Source organism: Paroceanicella profunda (assembly GCF_005887635.2).
Lineage (GTDB): Bacteria > Pseudomonadota > Alphaproteobacteria > Rhodobacterales > Rhodobacteraceae > Paroceanicella > Paroceanicella profunda.
In genome coordinates, this window is the sequence record NZ_CP040818.1 from 186,831 (window position 1) to 209,721 (window position 22,891).

22 protein-coding genes and 1 tRNA gene are annotated in these 22,891 nt (G+C 68.9%); 15 read left to right on the forward strand and 8 right to left on the reverse strand.

Features of this window, described 5'->3' with window-relative positions:
* Window positions 1-229: 229 nt before the first annotated feature.
* Both FDP22_RS00785 and FDP22_RS00790 read right to left on the reverse strand, forming a co-directional pair.
* Complete coding sequence (locus tag FDP22_RS00785; protein ID WP_277884142.1) at window positions 230-1,018, reverse strand: ABC transporter ATP-binding protein; 789 nt, start codon at window positions 1,016-1,018, stop codon at window positions 230-232.
* Window positions 1,018-2,022, reverse strand: a complete 1,005-nt coding sequence (locus tag FDP22_RS00790; RefSeq protein WP_138577214.1) for an ABC transporter substrate-binding protein — start codon at window positions 2,020-2,022, stop codon at window positions 1,018-1,020. The genes FDP22_RS00785 and FDP22_RS00790 overlap by 1 nt, the downstream gene beginning before the upstream one ends.
* Before the next feature lie 250 nt (window positions 2,023-2,272).
* Here FDP22_RS00790 and FDP22_RS00795 point away from each other — a divergent pair, with 250 nt between their 5' ends.
* Entirely contained in the window at window positions 2,273-3,196 is a 924-nt protein-coding gene (locus FDP22_RS00795) for a PHP domain-containing protein (protein WP_138577212.1), read from the forward strand.
* A gap of 471 nt (window positions 3,197-3,667) precedes the next feature.
* On the opposite strand, the gene FDP22_RS00800 is transcribed toward FDP22_RS00795, so the two are convergent.
* Window positions 3,668-4,468 (reverse strand): ABC transporter substrate-binding protein, encoded by an 801-nt coding sequence (locus tag FDP22_RS00800; RefSeq protein WP_430225899.1) that lies wholly within the window; start codon window positions 4,466-4,468, stop codon window positions 3,668-3,670.
* Between the two features lie 137 nt (window positions 4,469-4,605).
* On the reverse strand, window positions 4,606-5,697 hold the full coding sequence (locus FDP22_RS00805) for an NAD(P)/FAD-dependent oxidoreductase (RefSeq protein WP_138577208.1): 1,092 nt from the start codon (window positions 5,695-5,697) through the stop codon (window positions 4,606-4,608).
* A gap of 326 nt (window positions 5,698-6,023) precedes the next feature.
* Between FDP22_RS00805 and mnmC2 the strand changes: the two genes are divergently transcribed.
* Window positions 6,024-6,692 carry a tRNA (5-methylaminomethyl-2-thiouridine)(34)-methyltransferase MnmC2 gene (mnmC2, locus tag FDP22_RS00810; protein WP_138577206.1) on the forward strand — a complete coding sequence of 223 codons (669 nt, stop codon included), beginning with the start codon at window positions 6,024-6,026 and terminating at the stop codon, window positions 6,690-6,692.
* A 512-nt stretch (window positions 6,693-7,204) separates the two neighbouring features.
* Window positions 7,205-9,628 (forward strand): sensor domain-containing protein, encoded by a 2,424-nt coding sequence (locus FDP22_RS00815; RefSeq protein ID WP_205910823.1) that lies wholly within the window; start codon window positions 7,205-7,207, stop codon window positions 9,626-9,628.
* Window positions 9,629-9,903: 275 nt separating this feature from the next.
* Here the strand turns inward: FDP22_RS00815 and FDP22_RS00820 are convergent, their stop codons facing one another.
* Together FDP22_RS00820 and FDP22_RS00825 are read right to left on the reverse strand one after the other, a co-directional pair.
* Window positions 9,904-10,335: a response regulator gene (locus FDP22_RS00820; protein WP_205910824.1), complete on the reverse strand. Its 432-nt coding sequence runs from the start codon at window positions 10,333-10,335 to the stop codon at window positions 9,904-9,906.
* A 1-nt stretch (window position 10,336) separates the two neighbouring features.
* On the reverse strand, window positions 10,337-12,568 hold the full coding sequence (locus FDP22_RS00825; RefSeq protein WP_170317536.1) for a sensor histidine kinase: 2,232 nt from the start codon (window positions 12,566-12,568) through the stop codon (window positions 10,337-10,339).
* Window positions 12,569-13,026: 458 nt separating this feature from the next.
* Here FDP22_RS00825 and FDP22_RS24365 point away from each other — a divergent pair, with 458 nt between their 5' ends.
* The 8 genes from FDP22_RS24365 (at window position 13,027) to FDP22_RS00860 (ending at window position 19,587) form a co-directional block, all read left to right on the forward strand.
* Entirely contained in the window at window positions 13,027-13,782 is a 756-nt protein-coding gene (locus FDP22_RS24365) for a helix-turn-helix domain-containing protein (RefSeq protein WP_170317537.1), read from the forward strand.
* Window positions 13,779-14,312 (forward strand): head-tail connector protein, encoded by a 534-nt coding sequence (locus FDP22_RS00830; protein ID WP_170317538.1) that lies wholly within the window; start codon window positions 13,779-13,781, stop codon window positions 14,310-14,312. Before FDP22_RS24365 ends, FDP22_RS00830 begins: the two co-directional genes overlap by 4 nt.
* A gap of 181 nt (window positions 14,313-14,493) precedes the next feature.
* A complete protein-coding gene (locus FDP22_RS00835; RefSeq protein WP_138577198.1) occupies window positions 14,494-15,960 on the forward strand; it encodes a terminase TerL endonuclease subunit in 1,467 nt (488 codons plus the stop codon).
* Window positions 15,951-16,310, forward strand: a complete 360-nt coding sequence (locus tag FDP22_RS00840) for a head-tail adaptor protein (RefSeq protein ID WP_138577196.1) — start codon at window positions 15,951-15,953, stop codon at window positions 16,308-16,310. Before FDP22_RS00835 ends, FDP22_RS00840 begins: the two co-directional genes overlap by 10 nt.
* On the forward strand, window positions 16,307-16,657 hold the full coding sequence (locus FDP22_RS00845; RefSeq protein WP_239031832.1) for an HNH endonuclease: 351 nt from the start codon (window positions 16,307-16,309) through the stop codon (window positions 16,655-16,657). The genes FDP22_RS00840 and FDP22_RS00845 overlap by 4 nt, the downstream gene beginning before the upstream one ends.
* A complete protein-coding gene (locus FDP22_RS00850) occupies window positions 16,650-17,921 on the forward strand; it encodes a phage major capsid protein (protein WP_138577194.1) in 1,272 nt (423 codons plus the stop codon). The genes FDP22_RS00845 and FDP22_RS00850 overlap by 8 nt, the downstream gene beginning before the upstream one ends.
* Window positions 17,921-18,505, forward strand: a complete 585-nt coding sequence (locus tag FDP22_RS00855; RefSeq protein WP_138577192.1) for an HK97 family phage prohead protease — start codon at window positions 17,921-17,923, stop codon at window positions 18,503-18,505. Before FDP22_RS00850 ends, FDP22_RS00855 begins: the two co-directional genes overlap by 1 nt.
* Window positions 18,505-19,587 carry a phage portal protein gene (locus FDP22_RS00860; protein WP_138577190.1) on the forward strand — a complete coding sequence of 361 codons (1,083 nt, stop codon included), beginning with the start codon at window positions 18,505-18,507 and terminating at the stop codon, window positions 19,585-19,587. Before FDP22_RS00855 ends, FDP22_RS00860 begins: the two co-directional genes overlap by 1 nt.
* A gap of 120 nt (window positions 19,588-19,707) precedes the next feature.
* Here the strand turns inward: FDP22_RS00860 and FDP22_RS00865 are convergent, their stop codons facing one another.
* A complete protein-coding gene (locus tag FDP22_RS00865) occupies window positions 19,708-19,959 on the reverse strand; it encodes a hypothetical protein (protein WP_138577188.1) in 252 nt (83 codons plus the stop codon).
* 312 nt (window positions 19,960-20,271) lie between these two features.
* Here FDP22_RS00865 and FDP22_RS00875 point away from each other — a divergent pair, with 312 nt between their 5' ends.
* The 4 genes from FDP22_RS00875 to FDP22_RS00890 all read left to right on the forward strand — a co-directional run bounded on the left by FDP22_RS00875 (window position 20,272) and on the right by FDP22_RS00890 (window position 22,775).
* On the forward strand, window positions 20,272-20,712 hold the full coding sequence (locus FDP22_RS00875; protein ID WP_138577184.1) for a hypothetical protein: 441 nt from the start codon (window positions 20,272-20,274) through the stop codon (window positions 20,710-20,712).
* Window positions 20,713-20,798: 86 nt separating this feature from the next.
* The gene (locus FDP22_RS00880; RefSeq protein WP_138577182.1) at window positions 20,799-21,377 is read left to right on the forward strand and encodes a hypothetical protein; all 579 of its coding nucleotides are present in this window, start codon (window positions 20,799-20,801) and stop codon (window positions 21,375-21,377) included.
* 55 nt (window positions 21,378-21,432) lie between these two features.
* A complete protein-coding gene (locus FDP22_RS00885) occupies window positions 21,433-21,669 on the forward strand; it encodes a hypothetical protein (protein WP_138577180.1) in 237 nt (78 codons plus the stop codon).
* Window positions 21,666-22,775 carry a tyrosine-type recombinase/integrase gene (locus FDP22_RS00890; RefSeq protein WP_170317540.1) on the forward strand — a complete coding sequence of 370 codons (1,110 nt, stop codon included), beginning with the start codon at window positions 21,666-21,668 and terminating at the stop codon, window positions 22,773-22,775. Before FDP22_RS00885 ends, FDP22_RS00890 begins: the two co-directional genes overlap by 4 nt.
* A 34-nt stretch (window positions 22,776-22,809) precedes the next feature.
* Here the strand turns inward: FDP22_RS00890 and FDP22_RS00895 are convergent.
* Window positions 22,810-22,884, reverse strand: a tRNA-Asn gene (locus FDP22_RS00895).
* Window positions 22,885-22,891 lie beyond the last annotated feature (7 nt).

A 22,891-nucleotide genomic window follows, 5' to 3' on the forward strand; every position in this document is an offset into this window, starting at 1 on the left:
GCCGGCGCCTCCTCCGGCGCAGCGGGGCGCACGGCCCCCTTGTGCGAGCGGAAGCCGGCGGAGCGCGGTTGATCGGCACCGGCTTCCGGCCCCTGCGCCCCGTCGCCCCGGGCCTGCCCCGGGGCCTCGGGCCGCGCGCGCCCGGCGAAGGCCCCGGCGCCCCGTGCGGTCTCCGCGCCCGGGCGGCCGGGCGCCGGGGGGGCTGAGCCGGGCGGAGGCGGAACGCGCCTCATGCCCGGGCCTCGGCGATATGGCCGCGCAGCTCGTGCACGATCTCTGAGAATTCCGGCGTGTAGGTGACCGAGAGGTCGCGCGGGCGAGGCATCGGCACGTCGCGCACCGTGATCACCCGCCCCGGCCGGGCCGACATCACGAAGATCCGGTCGGCGAGGAACACCGCCTCGCGCAGGTCATGCGTGACGAGGATGGCGGTGAAGCGCTTCTGCGCGTGCAGATCGCGCATCACGCACCACAGCTCCTCGCGGGTGAAGGCGTCCAGCGCGCCGAAGGGCTCGTCGAGCATCACCAGCGCCGGATCATGGATCAGCGCGCGGCACAGCGAGGCGCGCTGCTGCATGCCGCCCGAAAGCTGCCAGGGGTACTTGCCCCCCTGCCCCGCCAGCCCGACCGTGGCCAGCAGCGCCTCGGCCTGGGCGCGGTACTCGGCGCGGTTGCGGCGCAGGCGCGCGCGGTGCGGCTGCACCACCTCCAGCGGCAGCAGCACGTTGTCCAGCGTCAGCCGCCAGGGCAGCATCACCGGGTTCTGGAAGGCCATCCCGGCCACGGAGACCGGCCCCGTGACCGGCACACCGGCCACCGAAACCTTCCCCGTGGTGGGAAAGTGCAGCCCGGTCGCCAGCCGCATCAGCGAGGATTTCCCGCAGCCGGAGGGCCCGACCACGGCGACGAACTCCCCCTGCTCCACCGAGAGGGACAGCCCGCTGACCGCCAGCGTGCCCTCCTCCGCGCCCTGCGCCCGGTAGCGCAGCGAGACATCCTCGATCTCCACGAACCCCATCAGGGAACGGCGCGCTCGGAGGGATCGGGCAGGAAGGAGGCGTCGAACACCTCCGCGGCCGTCGGGCGGGTGGTGAAGTCGTAGGTGTCGGCGATCTGGTCGATCGAGCGCTCCAGCCGGGCCATGTCCACCCCGCCGATGCCGTTCGCCTTCACCTCGTCGGTGAAGATGTTCTGGTCCATCGCCATCTTCAGCCGCTCCAGCTCCACCGGCTCGCGCGCCACGTCATTGTGGGCCATCACGAATTTCACCGCCGCCTCCGGGTCGGTGTAGGTGTCCTGGAAGCCCTTGACGGTGGCCTTCAGGAAGGCCTTCACCGCCTCGGGGTTCCGGGCCGCGAACTCCGGGTTCACCAGGATCACGTTGCCGTAGAGGTCCAGCCCGTGGTCGGCCATCAGGATCGTGGAGATGTCGTCCTCCGGCACGCCGTTGGCCTTGAGGTTGATGAAGGAGGAGAAGGAGAAGCCGGTGATCGCGTCCACCTTGCCCTGGGCCAGCATCGGCTCGCGCACCGGGAAGCCGACGTTCTCGATGGTCACCTTCGAGGCGTCGATGCCGTTGGCCTTCACGAAGGCCTTCCACTGGGCATAGGCGCCGTCGGGCGCGGGCGCGCCGAGGATCCTGCCCTCCAGGTCCTTCGGCGCGCTCACCCCGAGGGACTTGCGGCCCACGATGGCAAAGGGCGGCTTGTTGTAGATCATGAAGATCGCGGTGACCTTCAGGTCCGGGTTCTGGTCACGGAACTTGATCAGCGAATTGATGTCCGAGGCGCCGAGCTGATAGGTGCCCGAGGCCACGCGCGGGATCGCCTCCAGCGAGCCGTTGCCGGTGTCCATCGTCACGTCCAGGCCCTCGTCGGCGTAATAGCCCTTGTCGAGCGCCAGCAGCAGCGGCGCGGAGGGGCCCTCCCATTTCCAGTCGTTGGAAAAGCTGATCGCGGTGTCGGCCAGTGCACCGCCGGCGGCCAGCATCGCGGCGGCTGCCAGGCTGAGGATCTGTTTCATGTCGGTCTTCCCTGTCGGACCCGGTTCTTATTTCATCGGGCCGCCTGCGCGGGCCCGTACCGAAACTCAAGCAGAGCCGGCCCTGCTGCACAAGGGCGCCGCAGCGGGACGCGGCGCTTTGCCCTTCCGCGCACGCGCTTTGGGCAGATGCCCGCCCCACTGGCTGGAAAAGCGGCGCGGGCCACACGCGGGCTTGCACCCGGCGCCGGCTTGCGGCACGCCTTGGGGCCTGCACATCCAAGGAGCGATCATGCGACCCATCGCCTTCGCCGCCCCGGGCCGGTTCTGGCGCGGCAACCTGCACACCCATTCCAACCGGTCCGACGGCGCGCTGCCGCCCGGCGAGGTCTGTGCGCGCTACGCCGCGGAGGGCTATGATTTCATCAGCCTGACCGACCATTTCGTCGGGCCCTTCGGCTATCCGATCACGCCCACCGAAGAGTTCCGCACCAACCGCTTCACCACGATCCCCGGCGCGGAGCTGCACTCCGGCGCGCTCGCGAACGGGGAGCTGTGGCACATCCTGGCTGTCGGCCTGCCGGAGGATTTCGCGCCCTCCAACTCCCCCTCCTTCGCGCCCGTGCCGGACCAGGAGACCGGGCCCGAACTGGCGGCGCGGGCCCGCGCGGCCGGGGCCTTCGTCGCCATCGCGCACCCGCACTGGTCCGGCCTCACCGAGGCGGATGCCCGCTCGCTGGAGGCCGCCCATGCGGTGGAGGTCTACAACCACGGCTGCGCGGTGGAATGCGACCGGGGCGACGGGCTGCACACGCTGGACCTGCTGCTCACCGAGGGCCGCCGCCTCGGCGTCGTGGCCACGGATGACGCGCATTTCCACGTGGCGGACCATTTCGGCGGCTGGACCATGGTGAAGGCGGAGGAGAACACCCCCGAGGCGCTGCTCGCCGCGCTGAAGGCCGGCGCCTACTACGCCAGCACCGGGCCGGAGATCACCGATCTCTCGCTGGAGGGCGAGGAGGTGGAGGTCGCCTGCTCCGCCGCCTCGGTGGTGATCGTGCAGGGGCGCGGCGCGGGCACCGCCACACGCCACGGCGCCTCGATGACCCGCGTCCGGGTGCCGCTGGGCCGGGTCTCCGCCAGCCCCTGGCTGCGCGTGACGGTGATCGACGCGGCCGGCCGCCGCGCCTGGACGAACCCGATCTGGCGCGACTGACCCGCGCCGCGCGGCGTTGCTCAACGTCAGTCAGCGGCCGCGCGGCGCCTCCCCCGGCGCGGCGGTCACGCCCCGTCCCCGGCGGCGTGGCCGCGTCAACCGGACGTCATGCCCCCACGCGGCCCCGGCGGCGCATCCGGCCTCGACCGCCGGAGAGACCAGCATCGCGCAGGCCCGGGACGCGCCGCGCCCTGCCACCGGTACACGCCACGCTTCGCTGAATCAGGTCCCAAACCCTGCTGCCGGGCCGGACCGCGCACGCACCCTGCCGCGCCACTCCCCCGCCGTGGACGCACCGCACGCCCGCAGGTCACGCCACACCGTTCTGCCGCCAGGGTGCCGCCCGGCGTCGCCCCACCCGGGGCGGCGCCCCCCTCCGGAGACGCGAACGGCCCGCCCCGGGAACACCGGGGCGGGCCGTCTTGATCGGGCCCGGACAGGGACAGGGCTGTGTCCGGGCCCGCTTCCGCCTCAGCTCTTCGGAGCGTTGGGGAAGAACAGTTCCTGGCCGTTCACCTTGTAGCCGGCGATGGTCTGCTGGCCCTCGGGCGAAAGCACCCAGTCCACGAAGGTCTGGCCCGCGTCCACCTTCACCGAGGGGCATTTCTCCGGGTTCACCGCCATGATGCCGTACTGGTTGAACATCTTCTCGTCGCCCTGCACCAGCACCTCGAAATCCCCCTTGTTCTCGAAGCTGATCCAGGTGGCGCGGTCGGTGAGCGTGTAGGCGTTCATGCCCACGGCGGTGTTGAGCGTGGCGCCCATGCCCGAGCCGGTCTCGCGGTACCAGCCCCCGGAGGCGGCGGCGGGGTCCACGTCGGTCTGCTTCCACAGCGCCAGCTCGGCCTTGTTCGTGCCGCTGTCATCCCCGCGCGAGGCGAAGGGCGCCCCGGAGGCGGCGATCTTCTCCAGCGCGGCCACCACGTCCGACGATCCCTTCACCCCCGCCGGGTCCGACGCCGGGCCGACGATGACGAAATCATTGTACATCACGTCCGTGCGCTTCACCCCGTAGCCATCGGCGACGAATTTCTCCTCCGCCGGCTTCGCGTGAACGAACAGCACGTCCCCGTCGCAGTTCATCGCGTTCTTGATCGCCTGGCCGGTGCCCACGGCCACCACGCGCACCTCGATGCCGGTCTTGTCGGTGAAGATCGGCAGCAGATAGTCGTAGAGACCGGAATTCTGCGTGGACGTGGTGGATTGCACGGTGATGAACGGCTCGTCGGCGAAGGCCGGCGCGCCGAAGGCGAGGCCGGCGACAAAGGCCATCGGCAGGGCGGCGGTGACAGTGGTGCGCAGCATGGGATCCCTCTCGTTTCTGCGGCGGGAGACAACCCGCCGTTTCGAGGGAGTATGCATAATCTGTCGTTCCTTGTCGATTCTACCTGATTATGGGAAATTTCGCGTCAATCCGCTGCCAGGTGTGCGGCCACGGCGAAGCCCTTGGGCAGCGCGGGGGGTTCCCCGTCCAACATCGCCGCCACGGCCGCGCCCACGGCCTGGCCGATTCCGAAGCTGATCTTGAAGCCGCCGGTGGCCGCGAGCACCGTCTCCGCGCCCGGAAGCGGGCCCAGCATCGGGTCACGCCCCAGCGCGCGCGGCCGCAGCCCGGCCCAGCGCGCCCGCACCGGAAGATCGCGGATGGCCGGGCACAGCCGCCGGGCCCGCGCCAGCGTGGCCTCCAGCAGCGCGTCGGTGCCCAGCGGCACCTCGAACACCCGTTCGCTCGTGGCCCCGATGGCGATGCCGCCGGTGGCGTGGGGCAGCACATAGGTGCCGTCGCCGTAAAGAAGCGGGCTGCGTGGGGCCGGCCCGTCCAGCACCAGCGCCTGCCCCTTCACCGCCTGCCCGGTGAGCCGGCCGAGCAACGGCGCCATCAACGCGAAGCTCTCCACCCCGGCGGCCACCACGATGCGCCGCGCCGCGATGACGCCCTCCGCGGTCTCAACCCGCCCCGGCGCGATGCCGCGCACCTCGGCACGGGCCAGCCGCCCGCCCCGCGCCGCCACCACCCGGGCAAGCAGCGCGCAGGTGGCGGCCGGGTCCAGCCGCGCGGTGAGCGTGTCGAACACCATGCCCTCGGGCGCGGCAGCGGGGTCCATCCATCCGGGCCAGGCATCGGGGGGCAGGATCTCCATCCGGGCGCGTGCGCCCCATTGCGACACCGCGGCCCCGGCACGGCGGGTGGCGATGGCCCGGGCCTCGGGCGTGAGCAGCGGCTGCAGCCGGCCGATGCGGCCGTAGCCCGCGCTGCCGCCCGCCTCCGCCTCCAGCGCGGCCAGGGACGGGCCCAGCGCCAGCAGCGCCTCGAACTGGAACTGCTTCTTCGCGTTCCAGCGCTCCGGCACGTGGGGCGCCAGCGCGCCGATCACCCCGCCGCTGGCCCCGGCGCCGGGGCCGGCACGCTCCAGCAGCAGCACGTCACGCCCGCGCGCCAGCGCGGCGACGGCAGTCCACAGCCCGAATACCCCGGCGCCGACGATCACCACGTCTTCCATTGCCTGCCCTTCCGCTTCGCACCGCCCCCTCGCACAACGGGGCCAAACATGGCTAACATCAGGCCGGAGGCCTGTTCTGATACCAGGCCGGAGGCCCGTCCTGATATCGGGCTGGAGACCCGTACCGACACCGGGTCAGGAGCCCGTACCGACACCGGGCGGGGGGCCCGTTCTGACGCCGGATCGGGCCGGGGGCCCGTGGTTGAACGACCTTGGCCAGGGGCCCGTAGTGGATCAGGATCGGGCCGGAGGCCCCTTGCGACACTCACATCTGGCCCAAGGCCCGCAGCGGCGCTGCCCTGCGGGGTATGGCAGGGAAGGACGAGATGCAAAAGACCCTCGACTGGCTGGACAACGGCACCCCGGTTTCCACCCGCTTCGGGGACCCGTATTTCTCCGTCGCGGACGGGGTGGCGGAGGCGCGGCACGTGTTCCTGGCCGGGAACCGGCTGCCGGAGCGGTTCGCCCCGGGCTTTGCCATCGCCGAACTGGGCTTCGGCACCGGGCTCTCCTTCCTCGTCGCCTGGGCGGCCTGGCTCACGGCGGGGCACCGCACGCCGCTGCACTTCACCAGCTTCGAGGCCTGGCCTCTCTCCGGCGCGGACATGCGGCGGGCGCTGGGGCACTGGCCCGAACTCGCGCCGCTGGCAGACGCGTTCCTCTCCGCCTGGCACCCGGACGGCGGGGTGATGCAGCTCTCCGGCGCCCGGCTGGAGGTGGTGCCGGGCGACGCGCGCGAGACCCTGCGCGGCTGGACCGGCGCGGCGGACGCCTGGTTCCTCGACGGGTTCAGCCCGGCGCGCAACCCGGAACTCTGGAGCCCGGAGCTGCTCGTGCAGGTGGCCCGGCACACCCGGCCCGGGGGCACCTTCGCCACCTACTCCGCGGCCGGCCATGTGCGCCGCGCGCTCGCCACCGCCGGATTCGCCGTGCGGCGCCTCCCCGGCTTCGCGGGCAAGCGCCACATGTCGGCGGGCAGCCTCTCGGCACTCTGACGCCCGCACCGCAACCTCTGCGTGCACTTCTCTCCGCTCACACCGTAGCACGAATGCCATTCTCCGGCCAGGATGACCACCCTCCCGGCATTTAGCGGGCCGAAAACTGCCGCAATTCTGTTAAGCTTCCTCACGGATTTGTAATGCGGGCCCCGTGCGTTATAACCCTTTGGTTGAGCGTCTCGACAGCGCGAACCAGAACGGGGAGGGAGCCATCGCTCTGTCGGACATGTGAAATCCGGTGTCCGGAACTGGTCCGGAAAGGTGCCGGGAACATCCTTTGCGTGTGTAATCTGCTTTCGCATCCTTGGCCGCCCCCCCATCACCGCCCCGGCGCCAACCGGTGGCGCGCCCGGGCCGGGGGACACACAGGCGGGATTGCGTTCGGATGCATCCGTTCTCGTGGCGGGCGGGGTATCGACAGGAGAGCGATGCCGCGCCCGGTGACTGCCTTGCAGCGGGGTTTGACGCGTCTGTGGTTTACCGGGTCTTTCGCTTCGGAGTGTGCTGACATGAGTTCGAGCCTCCCCACCGACCGGACATCCGATGCGCTCTATCGGCTGCTGGTGAACGCCGTGGCCGATTACGCGATCTACATGCTGGACCCCGAGGGCTATATCGCGAACTGGAATTCGGGGGCCGAGCGGGCCAAGGGCTATACCGAGGCCGAGATCGTGGGCCGGCACTTCTCCTGCTTCTACACCCCGGAGGACCGGGCGAACTTCGCGCCGCGCATGGCGCTGCAGACGGCGCTGCGCGACGGCAAGTTCGAGACCGAGGGCTGGCGCGTGCGCAAGGACGGCACCCGGTTCTGGGCCAATGTGCTCATCGACCCGGTGTTCGAGAACGGCCGCCACCTCGGGTTCGCCAAGGTCACCCGGGACCGCACGGTTCAGTACGAGGCCGAAATCAACAGCCGGCGCATCGAGCAGCGCTTCCGCCTGCTGGTGCAGGGGGTGACCGACTACGCGCTGTGCATGCTCGACACCGACGGCATCGTGAGCAACTGGAACATCGGCGCCCAGCGCACGCACGGGCACACCGAGGAGGAGATCGTCGGCCGGCATTTCTCCGTGTTCCACACCGGGGAGAGCATTCAGGAAGGGGAGCCCGCCCGGGCGCTGGACATCGCGCTGCGCAAGGGCAAGTACGAATGCGAGTGCTGGCAGGTGCGCAGCGATGGCACGCGCTTCTGGGCCCACCTGGTGATCGACCCGCTGTTCGAGGCCGGCCGGCTGATGGGCTTTGCCCAGATCACCCGCGACATCTCGCGCCAGAAGGCGGATTCCGACCGCATCGCCGCCGTGAGCCGCCGGCTCGACCTTGCGCTCTCGAACATGACGCAGGGCCTGTGCCTGTTCGACCGCGACGGCTGCCTCTCCCTCCACAACGTGCGCCTGCTGGAGATCTTCGGGCTGACGGAAAGCCAGCTGCCCCTCGGCACCACGCTGCGCGAGGTGATCGCCCTCACGCTGGCGCAGAACAGCGAGGCGGCGGTGGACTCCGCCTACCAACGCCATCGCGCGCTGATCGCCAACGCCGTCGCGACCAGTGTGGTCGAGGAGGTGCATGACGGGCTGGTCCTGTCGATCTCCCACCGGGTGATGGCAGACGGCACCTGGGTGACCACGTTCGAGGACATCACCGAGCGGCGGCGCTCCGAGGAGCGGCTGCTGTTCATGACCCACCACGACATGCTCACGCGGCTCAGCAACCGCACGCATTTCCTCGAGGGCCTCGACGCCACCATCGCCGCCTGCGCGCCGGAGCGGGACCGGGTGGCGCTGGCCGCGATCGACCTCGACCGGTTCACCGACATCAATGACCTGCACGGGCATTTCGCCGGCGACCAGGTGCTGCGGATGCTGGCGGCCCGCCTGCGCGCCACGCTGCGCGAGGGCGAATCGCTGGGCCGGGTGGGTGGCGACGAATTCGCCGCCGCCAAGGCCTTCCGCGACGAGGCGGAGCTGATCGACTTCGCCAACCGGCTGGAGGCCGCCCTGCGCGCGCCGCTGCGGGTGGACGGGCAGGACATCAACACCGGCGCGAGCATCGGGCTGGCGGTCTATCCCGTCGATGCGGGCGACCGCGAGCAACTGCTCAAGAACGCCGACCTGGCCATGCAGCGCGCGAAGGCCGATCTCGCCGGCGCGATCTGCTACTACGAGCCCCGGATGGACGAGGCCGCCCGGGCCCGCCGCGCCCTGGTACAGGACATCTGGAGCGCGGTGGAGCGCAAGGAATTCGAGCTGGTCTATCAGGTGCAGAAATCGGTGCGCAGCGGCGAGACCACCGGGTTCGAGGCCCTGCTGCGCTGGAATCACCCCGAGCGCGGGCGGATTTCGCCGCTCACCTTCATTCCCCTGGCCGAGGAATGCGGCGCCATCCTGCGCATCGGCGAATGGGTTCTGCGCTCCGCCTGCGCGGAGGCCGCGGCCTGGGACGAGCCGCACCGCGTCGCGGTGAACATCTCGCCGGCGCAGATCGCCCATGCCGATCTGGTGCCGCTGATCCAGAGGGTGCTGGAGGAAACCGGCCTGCAGCCCTCACGGCTGGAGCTGGAGATCACCGAGTCCGCGATCATGTCGGACCGCCGGCAGACGCTGGAATTCCTCCATGCGCTGGCCGGGATCGGCGTGTCCGTGGCGCTGGACGATTTCGGCACCGGGTATTCCTCGCTCGACACTCTGCGCAGCTTCCCGTTCAGCAAGATCAAGCTGGACCGGGCCTTCATCACGGAAATCGAGACCAGCGACCAGGCCATGGCGATCATCCGGGCCATTCTGGCACTCGGCCGCAGCCTGGGCATCCCCGTTCTGGCCGAGGGGGTGGAGACGCGCTCCCAGCTCGCCATCCTGCGCACCGAGGACTGCGACGAGGTGCAGGGCTACCTGCTGGGCCGGCCGCGCAAACCGATCTTCGCCGTGGCCTCCTGATTCCGCGCCCCGGCCCGGGATCCTCCGCCACGGCCCCGGGGCGGGATGCGGGCACCCCGGCGGCCTCCTGCGGCCGATCTCCGGAAGCCCGGCCATCTCCCCGGACCGCACCCTGGCCTCTGCCACAAGGCGTGGCGCACGCCCCCCCCGGACATCCGGACCATCGGACGCCCTGGCAGGCCTGGTCCGTCCGGCCGGCGGCCCCTCGCTGCGGGTCTCGGCCGGGCGCTACGCGCAGGTGGGCCGAAGCGGGCCCTGTCGCGGGGGCCCGCCGGTCAGTTCGGCAGGGCCACGGTGCGCAGGTAGCTGTCGATCAGCGATTCGAAACCGCCGTTCAGGTCGCTCCGGCCCGACTTGAGCAGATACCCCGCCGCGTTCAGCCCGTAGGCAAGGCGCTTGTCCTCCTCGCTGTTGGACGTGGTGAGCATGAACACCACGGAGCGGCGCAGGTGATCGTCGGCGCGCAGTGCTTCCAGGAACTCGATTCCGTTCATCCGCGGCATGTTGATGTCGAGCAGGATGAGATGCGGGGGGGCCAGCTTGTTCGCCCCCCCCTCGCCGCGCAGCCATGCCAGCCCTTCCAGGCCGTCGCGCGCCACGTGCAGCGGGTGATCGATCTGCCGGCGCCGCAGCGCCCGCGTCACCTCCTCCGCATCGATCTCGTCATCTTCGAGAAGCAGGATATTCACGTTGTCACCGATCATCATTTCAGACCTCCGTCTCGGGGGTAGTCGCCGGACCGGGGTTCGGCCAGGTAAAGGCGATGCAGGTTCCCTCCCCCTCGCCGGTCAGGATGCGCACCTGGCCGCGACGGGCTGTCACGATCTTCTTCACGAGGGCAAGGCCCATGCCGCTGGCTTCGTGCTGATCACGTGGCTGGAGGGTCTGGAACATTTCGAACACGCGATCGTGGAACTGCTTGGGGATGCCCGGGCCGTCATCACGCACGGTGAATTCATAGCCTTCGGGCAGCACGCGCACGTTCACGGAAATGAGGCCGCCGGGGGCGCCGTGATGCTTCACCGCGTTCGACAGCAGGTTGATGAACACCTGCGCCAGAGGCATGCGCGGCAACTGGATCTCGTGCAGGGCGGGGTCCACGACGAGGGCCATGTCCTCGGGCATGTCCACCATCGGGCGGAGCCCTTCGACAAGCTGGCCGACATTCACCGGCTCCTCCTGCGCGGCGGGGCGGCCGGCGCGGGAATAGGCCATCAGATCGTCCAGGAACTGGTCCATCCGCCGCACCCGGCTGCGCAGCTTGCGCATGCGTTCGCGGTTCTGCTCGTCCAGGTGCGGAGCAAGATCCTCTTCCAGCCAGCTGGTGATGCGTTCCACGGCGCGCAGCGGAGACTTGAGGTCATGGCTGGCGGCGTGAGCGTATTCCTCCAGTTCCGCGTTCGATCTGCGCAGGTCGTCCATGGTGAGTGCCAACTGGTGCTCGGCCTCCTTGCGCTCCGATATGTCCCGCAGGATGCCGCAATAGATGCGGCGCTTGTCGAGCAACACCTCGCTCACCGCCAGGTCCAGCGGGAAGGTGGAGCCGTCCTTGCGCCGCCCGGAGACCTCCCTGCCCGAGCCGATGATCTGCCGCCGGCCCGTGCGCGCATAGGCGCCGAGATAGCCGTCATGCGCGCTGTGGTAAGGCTCGGGCATCAGGCAGCGCACGTTGCGCCCCACGACTTCCCGCGCCGCATAGCCGAAGATGGTCTCGCAGCCGCGGTTGAAGGATTCGATCGTCCCCTGCGTATCGATGGTCACGATGCCGTCCACCGTGGTGTCGAGCACGGCGCGCATGCGGCCCTCGCTCTCCTCCAGAGTGCGGGTCTTGCGGTCCAGGAAATCCATCGCGGTGTTGAAGCTGTGCGCGAGGTAGCCGATCTCGTCGGAGGACATGATCTCGGCGCGGCGCGAACCGTCCCCCTCCATGATCTGGCGCACCACGTCCACGAGGTGGAGCGTGGGGCGGGTGATCATCCGGGCGAGGAATATGCCGACGACAAGCACCACGACCGAGACCAGCGCGAAGATGAAACCCACGGTCTCCAGCTGGGCGCGGGCCGGGCGCAGGGCGTCGGCATGGTCGATCCGCGCAACGATGCCCCAGCCCAGTGTCGGGATGTACCCGGTGGCGACCAGCACCCGCTTGCCGCGCGTGTCCGCCAGGGCAGTGCTGTCCGCCGTGAGCTCCCGTCCGTCGAGCGCCGCGAGGATCGCCGGGTCGTCCTTCGCCGGGGTCACCGGGCCGAGCCGGGCCGGGAAACGCCGCGGCGTGAGCAGTTCCACCGTTCCGTCCGGGTCGCGCCGGGCCACGAGGATCTCCCCCGTGCGGCTCAGCCCGTCATGGTTTCCCACCGTGGCGAGCAGTTCCGAGGCGTCGAACACCGCGAGCAGCGTGCCGACGCGGGCGTCCTCATGGCGCAGTATGCCGGCCACGAGCACGTGCAGGCGCGCCTCGCCCGGATCGAACCAGAGATCGACGATTTCGGGCGGGCCGTCCTTCAGCCTGCGCGGAATGGTCTGGCAATGCCCGGGGCGCGCCGCCGGCGCCCCGACCGAGGCGAGCTCGCCACCCGCGGGGCCGCAGAAGGCGAGGCGTTCGAGCAGCCGCACGGAATCAAAGCCTTCCTTCAGCCGCACGCGCAGCCGGTCAAGCGCCTCGGGCGTCCGGTGCCTGAAAAGCTCCGACGCGACGGCGGGCAGGGAATCCGTGGTGGTGAGCGCCAGAACCCTGTCCGACCAGTGGCCGGTGATCAGGCGAATCTCGCGCTCCTGCTCGTTGACCAGGCGCCGCAGCTGCGACAGCCAGCTCTCCGTGATCTGGTTCCGGGCGAAATTGAAGGTTGCAAATCCCACTGCCGCCATGCCGCAAAGCGAGACCAGCAACAGCAGCAAGATGATCCTCTCGCGCATACCGAACATGTACGGTGAACGACCCATTCTCTCCATCGCTATGCGATCCGGTCCCCCCGGGAGCCAAGACGGCACCCGGCCCACTGACCCGAGAGAGCAACTTATCGTCGCGATCTTGCCGGTTGATTAAGGCGGGGAGGCTTCTGCCGCCCGACGCCGGCGCGGAAAAGGGCATGGAGAGCCGCATCCGGAGAGGCTGTGCGGAGGGTTCCGGCGCCAGGCCCGCAGGGTGCCACGGCAAAGGCGCCGCACCCGGTGCGTCACCGGGCCCGACGCGCTGCCGCGGGCGGGCGGGGTCGTCCAACTGTCTGGATTATCCCGAGGATTTGGCTCCGGCGGTAGGATTCGAACCTACGACCAGCGGATTAACAGGCCCTCGGCAGCCCCGGAGCACCATGTGTTTGCAGGCAAGGGCGCTGTCAAACCTATCACCAAGAATCAAGGACTTACGAGGCGTTTGGCAAACCTCCTGCGGGGGGCTGCTCATGTCTGAGAACTGGACTTCCCGCCGCTTCGTCTGGCTCTCAGCCATCATGAGCAACGAGGCGCTGCCGGATGCCGCGAAGCTGCTGGCATCGGCACTCTGCTGCACCCTCGTGGACGGTGATACCGGGCAGTGCCGCCGCCGGCTGGAAGACATGGCGCAGGCCATCGCGAAGGATAAGCGGACCGTGCGCCGAGCCCTGCGGACGCTTGAGGCCGCCGGTTGGCTGCGGAGCGAACAGGCTACCGGGCGGGGGCGCGCCGCGCTCTACGAGCTGGCTCTGCCCGGAAATGTGGTGGTCCTGCCGACCCGGGAAAGGGGGGCAACCAAGCCCCAAAAGGCGGACACCAGTGCCCCCCTTTATGATGCAGAAAGGCGGTCAGATCGTGCACGAAAGGCGGACACCAGTGACCGCCCCTATAATAATCCCACTATATCCCAGAATGCGCGGGCGCACGCGACCCCGCCGAAACGGCACTTCCAAGCCGTCTCCCTCACCGACCGAGATGCCGAGCGCATTGCCGGCTGGAACGGCTGGCTTGCGGCCGAGGGATGCGCCTCGCTCGCCCTGATCGCGTCGAATGCTCCGAGCGCAAGGCCCGGGGTCTACCAGCTCCCCTCCCGGTTCCCTCCCCCGCACGGCAATGCCGAGAAGCGGGCCGAGACGGCTGCGTTCTTCGAGCTGGCCTACGGCTACCGCTTCCCGAGCGCCGAGGCCGAGACCACCCACCACCAGCGGAAAGGATTTGCCCGATGATGAGCGTTGAGCGCATCGCCCTCTCCACCGTCCTGCCCCTGAGCAGTGAGACCCTCGCCGAGCATGTCCGGGTGGGCGATGCCGAGCAGATCGCCGAGGCCGAGCGCCTTGCCTTCGTCGCCGCCTCCGAGGTGGAGCAGCTCGCCGGGCTGGCGCTGCTCACCCAGACCATCCGGCTCATGCTCGACGGCTGGCCCGGCGGCTGGCTGCACCTGCCCATCGCGCCCCTGCCCAGCGACGGCACCGTGGCAGTGACGGTGGGCGGCGAGCCGGTGAGCCCCCGCGCCGTGGTCCCCGGCCGTCGCCCGGCGCTGCTGCTGGACGCGCTGAGGCCCGAGGGCGTGGTGCTGATCGAGTACGAGGCGGGCTACGGCACGACGGCGGAGAGCGTGCCGGCCGATCTGCGCCACGCGGTGGCCGACCAGGCGGCGGCGCTGTTCGATGCCCGGGGCGTGAGCGACGCCAAGACCATCAGCCTGTCCCCGCACCTGTCCCGCATCGTGGCCCGCTACAAGCGGCTCGCGGTCTGAGCGCGGGGAGGACCGGATGGCCTACGACAAGCACGACGATTTCACCCCCGACCTGCTGGGATTTGGTCCCAATGCCCCGGTTTCTGAGAGGGGGGAGCACCGCGGTGTTGAGTTGTGCTTTCGCGCTCACGACTTTTCCAGCCCCGCCGCTGCGGCTGTTTCGTTTCTGGAAACACTGAAAGTGCCCGAAGGGCTCAACGCCGGGAAGCCTCTCCGCCTCGCCCCGTTCCAACGGCAGTTCGTGGAGGGTGCGCTGGCCGAGGGTGTCTCCACCGCCATTCTCAGCATCGGCCGGGGCAATGCCAAGACGGCGCTCTCTGCCGGAATCGCTCTCGGCGCCCTGCTCGGCGTCTGGGACAGCCAGCCCCGGCGGGAGGTGCTGTTTGCCGCCCGTGTCCGCGATCAGGCCCGCATCGCATGGGACTTCGCCTGCGGGCTCGCATCCTTCCTGCCGCCCGAGATCCAGCGGCGGCTGATCTTCCGCCGCGCCCCGCGCCTTGAGATCGAGTTTGACGGCGACGGCGGCGGGCACATCCTGCGCGCCATCGCGGCGGACGGCAAATCGGCCCTCGGCTCGGCCCCCACCCTCGCCCTGCTGGACGAGCGCGGCCATTGGGCGCTCGACAAGGGCGACGAGCTGGAAGCGGCCCTGCTCTCCGGCCTCGGCAAGCGGGGCGGCCGCGCCCTGATCATCAGCACCTCTGCCGCCAACGACACGCACCCGTTTTCCAAGTGGATCGACGAGCCCTTGCCCGGCTCCTACGTGCAGGAGCACCGGCCCCCGCCCGGCCTGCCGGCCGATGACCGGGCCTCCCTGCTGCTCGCCAACCCCGGCTCAGAGCATGGCATTGGCAGCTCCACGGACTGGCTTGAGGCACAGGCCCGGCGGGCCATCGCCCGGGGCGGCTCCACCCTGAGCAACTTCCGGCTCTACAACCGCAACGAGCGGGTGAGCGGCGAGGCGCGCGACCAGCTCGTGACCATGGACGAATGGCTGTCCTGCGAGGTGTCGGAGCTGCCGCCGCGCGATGGCCCGGTTGTGATCGGCATCGACCTCGGCGGCTCGGCCAGCATGACGGCAGCGGCCTTCTACTGGCCCGAGAGCGGCCGGCTCGAATGCCTCGGCACCTTCCCGGCATTTCCCGCTCTGCTCGACCGGGGCCAGTCGGACGGCGTGGCCCGGCGCTATGTCGAGATGCAGGACCGGGGCGAGCTGACGGTGCTGGGCGACAAGACGGTGCCCGTCGCGCCCTGGCTCACCTCCGTGCTCAAGCACGTTGAGGGCTCATCCGTCGCCGCGATCACCATGGACCGCTACAAGCAGTCGGAGCTGGGCGAGGCGCTCGACCGGGCCGGCATCCGCGCGCCCCTGAGCTGGCGCGGTCAGGGCTTCCGGGACGGCGGCGAGGACTGCGAGCGCTTCCGCCGCGCGATCTTCGACGGCCGGGTGAAGGCACGGCCCTCGCTGCTGCTGCGCTCGGCCCTTGAGGACGCGGTCTGCCTTCGCGACCCGGCGAACAATCTCAAGCTGGCGAAAGCCCGCTCCACCGGGCGCATCGACGCGGCCGCGGCCTCCGTTCTGGCGGTGGCCGAGGGCTCGCGCATCGCCGGCCGCATCAAGAAGAAAGCGAGGATCGTATGGGCCTGAACGCGGGCAATCTGGATCGGCGTATCCAGCTCTATCGGGCTGAGCGCACACGAGCGCCTGCCGGCGGCTTCATAGAGGACTGGAAGCCTTTCGGCAGCCCCCTCCCGGCCGCACGGCGGGACGTGTCGGATGCCGAGAAGTGGGCGAACGCCGGCAGCTACCACCAGTTGCAGGTACGGTTCCAGATCCGCTCCGGCAGCTTCGCCCGCAGCATCCGGCGCAGCGATTGCCTGACTTGCGACGGCGAGGTGTTCGAGATCGCCGGCATCAAGGAGATGCCCGGCCGTCGCGCCTTCGTGGAGCTGAGCTGCATCGCGGGCCAGATCGGCACGCCGGAGGTGCTGGCATGATCGGCGTGCGCAAGGAGCATCATCGCCATTCCAAGGCGGTCACCCGGACGAAGCGCTGGAAGGCGCTGCGGATGATCATCCTTGAGCGCGACGGCTTCTGCTGCCGCTCGTGCGGCGCGCGCGGCCGGCTTGAGGTGGACCACATCAAGCCGGTGCGGACGCACCCGGAGCTGTCCTACGCCCCCGCGAACCTGCAGGCGCTCTGCCCGAGCTGCCACACCCGGAAAACCCGCCTCGAATGCGGGCACCCGCCCGTGCCCGAGGCCCGCCGCGAATGGCGGAGCTTCGTTGCGGAGCTGGAACGCCCCACCCCCAAAACCAAGCAGTCAGGAGAACCAAATGCTTGATTCCGTGAAGATCGCCCGGCGCCAGTCGGAAATCCGCCAGTCCCTCGCCGGGCTGGTGGGCAAGGAAACCCCCACCGAGGATGAGGTGCGCAGCATCGAGGCGATGGACCTCGAGTTCCGCACCAACGAGACCCGCTACCGCGCCGCCCTCATCGCCGAGGACACCGAGCGGCGCGAGGCCGGGGCCGAGCTCGAGACCCGCTCCGAAAAGGACTGGGCCGAGCTGATGGCCGGTTTCGAGATGCGGCAGGTGGCGCTCGCCCTGGACGAGGGTCGCCAGCTCGACGGCAAGACGGCCGAAATCGTGACCGAGCTGCGCAGCGCCGGCGGCTTCCGGGGCGTCCCGGTGCCGTGGCAGGCGCTGGAACAGCGTGCCGGCGAGACCGTCTCCACCGGCACCCCCGACCCGGTGAGCGTCCGGCCGATCATCGACCGGCTGTTCCCCGACAGCGTGGCATCGCGCATGGGCGCGCAGATGATCTCCATCCCGAGCGGCTCCGTCGAATGGCCGGTGACCACCTCGGCCGTCTCCGCCGGCTGGGCGGATGGCGAGGGCGCGGACACGGCCGGGCCGGCCGCCTACACCACCGCCAATCGGGCCATGTCGCCGAGCCACAACCTCGGCATTCAGATGCGCATCACCCGCAACACGCTCAACCAGTCCGGTGCGGCGCTTGAAGCGGCGGTGCGGCGGGACATGGCGGGGGCCATGTCTGTGGAGATGGACCGGGCGGCCTTCCTCGGCAGCGGTGCCAACGGTCAGCCCCTCGGCGTCATCACCGGAGCGGCCGCCTACGGCATCGCGAGCACGGCGGTGAATGCGGTGGCCTCATGGGCGGCCTTCCGCTCGGCCGTCACCCGCTTCATGACCCGCAACACCGCCGGTTCCCCGGCCTCCGTCCGCGCCCTGATCCGGCCCGAGCTGTGGGACTTCCTCGACGGTGCGCTGATCGACGGCACGGCGGTGAGCGAATGGGATCGGCTGGTGAAGAACATCCCCACCGGCAACATCGCCATGTCGCACACCGCGCTTGCGGCCCCGGCGGGTGAACCGCTCGCCTGCGCCTCGCTGCTTACCACCTCGGCCGGCGGCGTCGCGCCGATCTTCGTTGGTGCCTGGGGGGCGGTCGACATGATCCGCGATCCCTTCACCGACGCCCGCTCCGGCACCCTGCGCCTCACGGCACTCGCCACGATGGACGTGACCGTTGCCCGCCCGGCGCAGCTTGAGCTGCTCACCGGGCTTGAGCTGGCGGCGGCCTGATGCTCTGGGGCGCCCTGAGCGGCGGGCTTGAGCTGCGCAGCGAAGGCGGAGAAATCCGCCTTCGGGCCAGCTTCCCCTATGGCCGGGCCACCACCCTTGCCGATGGCGGGCGCTCCGGCCCCGCCCGGCAGGAGGTGATTGCCTCCCGGGCCTTCGGGGCTCGCATCGCGCGCGGCGAGGAAATCCACTTCCTCGCCGGGCACGACTACAACCGGCCGCTCGCCAGCACCTCGGCGGGCAGCCTCACCCTCACCGATGGCGACGAGGCGCTCACGATCGAGGCCCGTATCGGCTCGGAGATGGCGGGGGTGAGCTACGTGCGCGACTTCCTCACCAGCCACGCGGCGGGGCTGATCCGGGGCCTCTCCCCCGGCTTCCGCGTCACGCCCGCAGCCGGCGCGGAGACGGTGGAGGAGCGCGGCGGCGCAATCCTGCGCACCGTCCGCTCGGCCGAGCTGTTCGAGATCTCGGCCGTCACCAAGCCGGCCTATCCCTCGGCGCAGATCGAGGCCCGGAGCTGGCAGGCGGCACCTCTCGCCCCACGCCCGACCGCCGCACACCCCCTCAACCGTTGGAGGCCCTGATGCTCTCGCGACTGTTCAAGCGCTCTGCCCGGCCCATAGAGAAGCGCGCCGCCGGCACCGGCTACACCGCTCAGGTGATCGCCGCCCGGGAAAGCTACATCTCCGGCGCGGGGGCCGTCGCGGAGCTGACGGCCACCGCACAGGCCTGTGTGAGCCTGTGGGAGGGCTGCTTTGCCCTTGCCGATGTGCAGGGCACCGACCTGCTGGACCGGCACACCATGGCGCTCCTGGCCCGCTCTGCGGCGCTCCGGGGCGAGGCGGTGCTGCTGATCACCGAACGCGGCCTCGCGCCTTGCGTCGATTGGGATCTTTCCACCCGCCACGGCATCCCCCGCGCCTATCGGCTGAGCGTCTCCGAAGCCGGCGGCGCGCGCAGCTTCACCGCTCTGGCCGACGAGGTGTTGCACCTGCGGATCGGCAGCGACACGGCCGCTCCGTGGACCGGCACCGCGCCCCTGCGGCGGGCTCAGATCACCGCCGAGCTGCTGCATCAGGTAGAGACCGCGCTGCGCGACGTGTACCGGGACGCTCCGCTGGGCTCGCAGATCGTGCACGCCCCGGACGGCGAGCCCGAAGACATTGACCAGCTCCGGCGCTCCATCCGGGGCAACCGGGGCGGCACGCTGTTGTTCGAGGGTGTTGCGCAGGCGACGGCGGCAGGCATGCACCCGAACCTCGGCAAGTCCCCCGACCAGCTCTCCCCCGACCTGAGCAAGAGCATGGCCATCGAGACGCTGGGAGCGGCGCGGGACGCGGTTGCCATGGCTTTCGGCGTGCTACCCGGGCTGCTCAACCGGGCCACCACCGGCCCGCTCGTGCGCGAAGCCCAGCGACACCTCGCGGGGTGGACCTTGCAGCCCGTCGCCATGCTTCTGGCCGAGGAGGCCACCCGCAAGCTCGGCACGGAAATCATGATCGACACGTTGCGGCCGGTGCAGGCCTATGACGTGGGCGGCCGGGCCAGGGCACTCTCCACCATCATCAAGGCGCTGGCAGAAGCGAAGGAAGCCGGGATTGACCCGGCTTCCCTCAACGAGGCTCAGACGCTCGTGAATTGGGGCGAGGGCGACAAGGCGGTGTGAGACAGGCAGGGCGCGCCTGCGTTGCTCTCCTTACGCGAAGCGCCCCCGTTACTCGGCGAGTGGGAAAACCCCGAGAGACCGCAGCATGGCACGCGATGCGTGGCGGTCAGCCACGTTGCTTCAGTCGAAATTCATGCTTCCGCGAGCGCGCTGCTCTTTCACGAAAACATTAAAGTCGGCATTCCCCACCGTGGTGCCCTCGCCAGTCAAAGTAAGATATTCTCTTTCAATAATTTCAAATCTCGTGGAGTCCCCATCGACATTTTCCAAGTAAATAAAATCTCCCACACTAGGATATATATCGGAGTCAAATTCTGCTACCGGACCATTATCCCTATATTCACCGAAGATATACACTGCAATGCGCGTCATTTTATTTTCTCCTCAGGATTCTAACACCTATTCCGCCACCATTTTCAGGTATCAATTCGACACCCGATTTCTCCAGCGCTTTTCGTATCGCGTCTCTAGACGCCTCCGATACGAAACGCCTCTCCTTCTCGAAGTCCACGATTGTTGACAGCCCCAACCCCGATACTCGCGCGAGATCCGGTTGGGTCATTCCAATAAGGGCACGTGCCGCTCTACACTGCGCTGGTGTCATATCAATATTTTATGTTGACGCACATGCATCACCCCTCTATCAACATTATCTATTGATATCCTACGCAGGAGCACCTGACAATGCCGAACACCCCGTTCCCGGCAGCCGGGAGAGGCTTGCCCGAAATCACCCGCCGCACCCTCCTCGCAGCCCCGGCCCTCGCTCTACCGTTGGGTGCAGCCGTTGACGGCCACAGCCGGATCCTTTCCCACTATCAGAATTGGCTCGCTGCACGCGCCGAATGGTGGAGACTGAGCGAAATTCCCGGCAACGAGGAGTACGATGATCCCCGCAGCCTCGCGGCCAAAGAGACCGAATACTCCGAGATCGCGGCACTCCTCTCGCTGCCGCCCCAAACGCAAGCAGAACTCGCTGCGTTCTCTCACATCCTTTGGAATCGAGTTGGCCCCACTTCACTGCCGGACACCGATGGCTTTCGCGAAGAAATGCGCGAGCCGGGTTGCCGCGCGATGCTGGCCATTTGGCAGGCCACCTCGGGTTCATCCACTTACCCCGTGTAGTCTTCCTAATGTCCCCAAATACACTTAGTGTACCCCACTCATTTAGGCTTGACGCGTTCCTATGTGAGTCATATCCATTTGGAATTATGAAAAGCGGACCCTTCATCAAACTCGTTGCCGACACCTACTGCGTCGAGGAAAAGACCGCGAAGACGGTCGCCCGCTTCCTCAAGGAAGCAGGAATGCTGACGTCTGGCGCGCGCGGTGTGAACGCGCCCGACATGACCGCCCGCGATCTCGGGCGCATGACCATCGCCCTGCTTGGCTCCGACCGTCCCGGCCGCGCGGTGGAGACCGTCACGGCCTTTGGCGGGCTCACCCCCGACCCCGAGCTTTCCACCCTCAGCCAGACGGACATCAATCCTGACGCTGATAGCTGGCCGAGCCTTGATGAGGTGATGGAAATCTACTTCTCGGGCGCCATCTCCCGCCTCGCCTCCGTGAAGTCGCTTGAGCTGCGCCCTCACAACATGACGGCGGAGATTGAGTTCTTCGCTGACGACAACGGCGCAGCGCCCCGCATCGTTTTCACCCTGGCCGCACCCACCCGGGAAGAGCTGGACCGGGCGTATGAGCAGATTTCCGACCATCGCGGCATCCGTGTGAGCCGATCCCTCCACGCGGCGGACATGGCCATCCTGATCCCCGCTATCCAAGAAGCCTGATCGGCGCCGCCCCGACCGGCACCCCACTACCGAAGTCAGGAGCAGCTATACCGAAATGAACAACGCCACCCTTACCATCCGGACCCAGCCGACGCGCATGCTGCCCCCCAATGAGGCGGCGGGCTATCTCGGCATGACGCTCGCGGCCTTCAAACGTGAGCAGCCCGTGCGCCCCATCGAGGTGGCGCGCGGCGTTCTGCGGTACGACCAGCGCGACCTTGATGTATGGATCGACAACCTCAAGGCGGGCAGCGGCGAGCAGGACGCCGACATTCTGGGGCGGCTGGGATGACGCGCGTCCGGGTACGCGGCTTCAAGATCTTCGATGACCGGCACGGGAAGCCGCGCTGCTATCACCGCAAGACAGGTCACGCCATCGACCTCACCGTGATCACCTTCGGCTCGGCGGAGTTCTTCGCCGAGTGTGAGCGCATCCGGGCAATCTCGGACGCCAAGGAGGCCCAGCAGCCGAAGAAAGGCACGCTGGCCGGGTTGATCGAGACCTACAAGCGCAGCGAGCGGTTCCGCGACCTCGCGCCCCGCACCCGGCGGGACTACATGCACTGTGCCAAGTTCGTGGAGAAGATCGGCGACACGCCGGTTTCCCGGATCACCGTGCCCCTCGTTTCCGGCATCATCGAGAAAGCCTCCGAGAGGATCGGCTGGCGGCAAGCAAACATGCTCCGCACGTTCCTCTCGCAGGTTTTCCAGCAGTGCGTCCCCCTCGGCCTCATCGACAAGGATTTCACCACGGGCGTGCTCAAGCGGCGGAGGCCCAAGGCCGCGCCGAGGGCGAATCGGCCGTGGACCCGCGAGGAATGCGCCGCAGTGCTGGCCAATGTCTCGCCGCAGCTCCGCGCCGTGATCGCGATGATGATGAATACCGGGCTCGACCCGTCCGACGCCATCCGCGTCACCCGCACCCAGATCGAGGGGCAGGTGATCCGGGGCGTCCGGGGCAAGACCGGAGAGCCCGTGAGCCTGCCCGTGACGCCCGCCTTGGCCGCTGCGCTGGCCGAGGCCCCGGAGCATGACGCCGTGACCGTGCTGGCCAGCTCCAGGCGCCTGCCGTGGACCTATGACGGCCTTGCCAGCTCTTGGCAGCGGGCACGGCGCGACATGGAGGCAAAAGGGCTCATCGGCCCGGGCCTCACCCTCAAGGGCATCCGGCACACCGTGGCGACCACCCTGCGCGAGGCGGGCTGCGATCCGAGGCGGATTGCCGACCTTCTGGGCCAGAAAACCGTGAGCATGGCCCTGCACTATTCGAGGGACGCCAATCTGGACCGGAGGAACGCCGAGACCATCAAGACACTGGAAAAAGCGAACCTTGCGGGAACTGAAATTGTCAAACCACCCCGCAAAAAGCGTCAAACCCCGGGAGGGGCGAGCAAGTGACTATCACTAAGTGGATGATTTTTCCCGAGGATGTTGGCTCCGGCGGTAGGATTCGAACCTACGACCAGCGGATTAACAGTCCGATGCTCTACCACTGAGCTACGCCGGAACAGAGC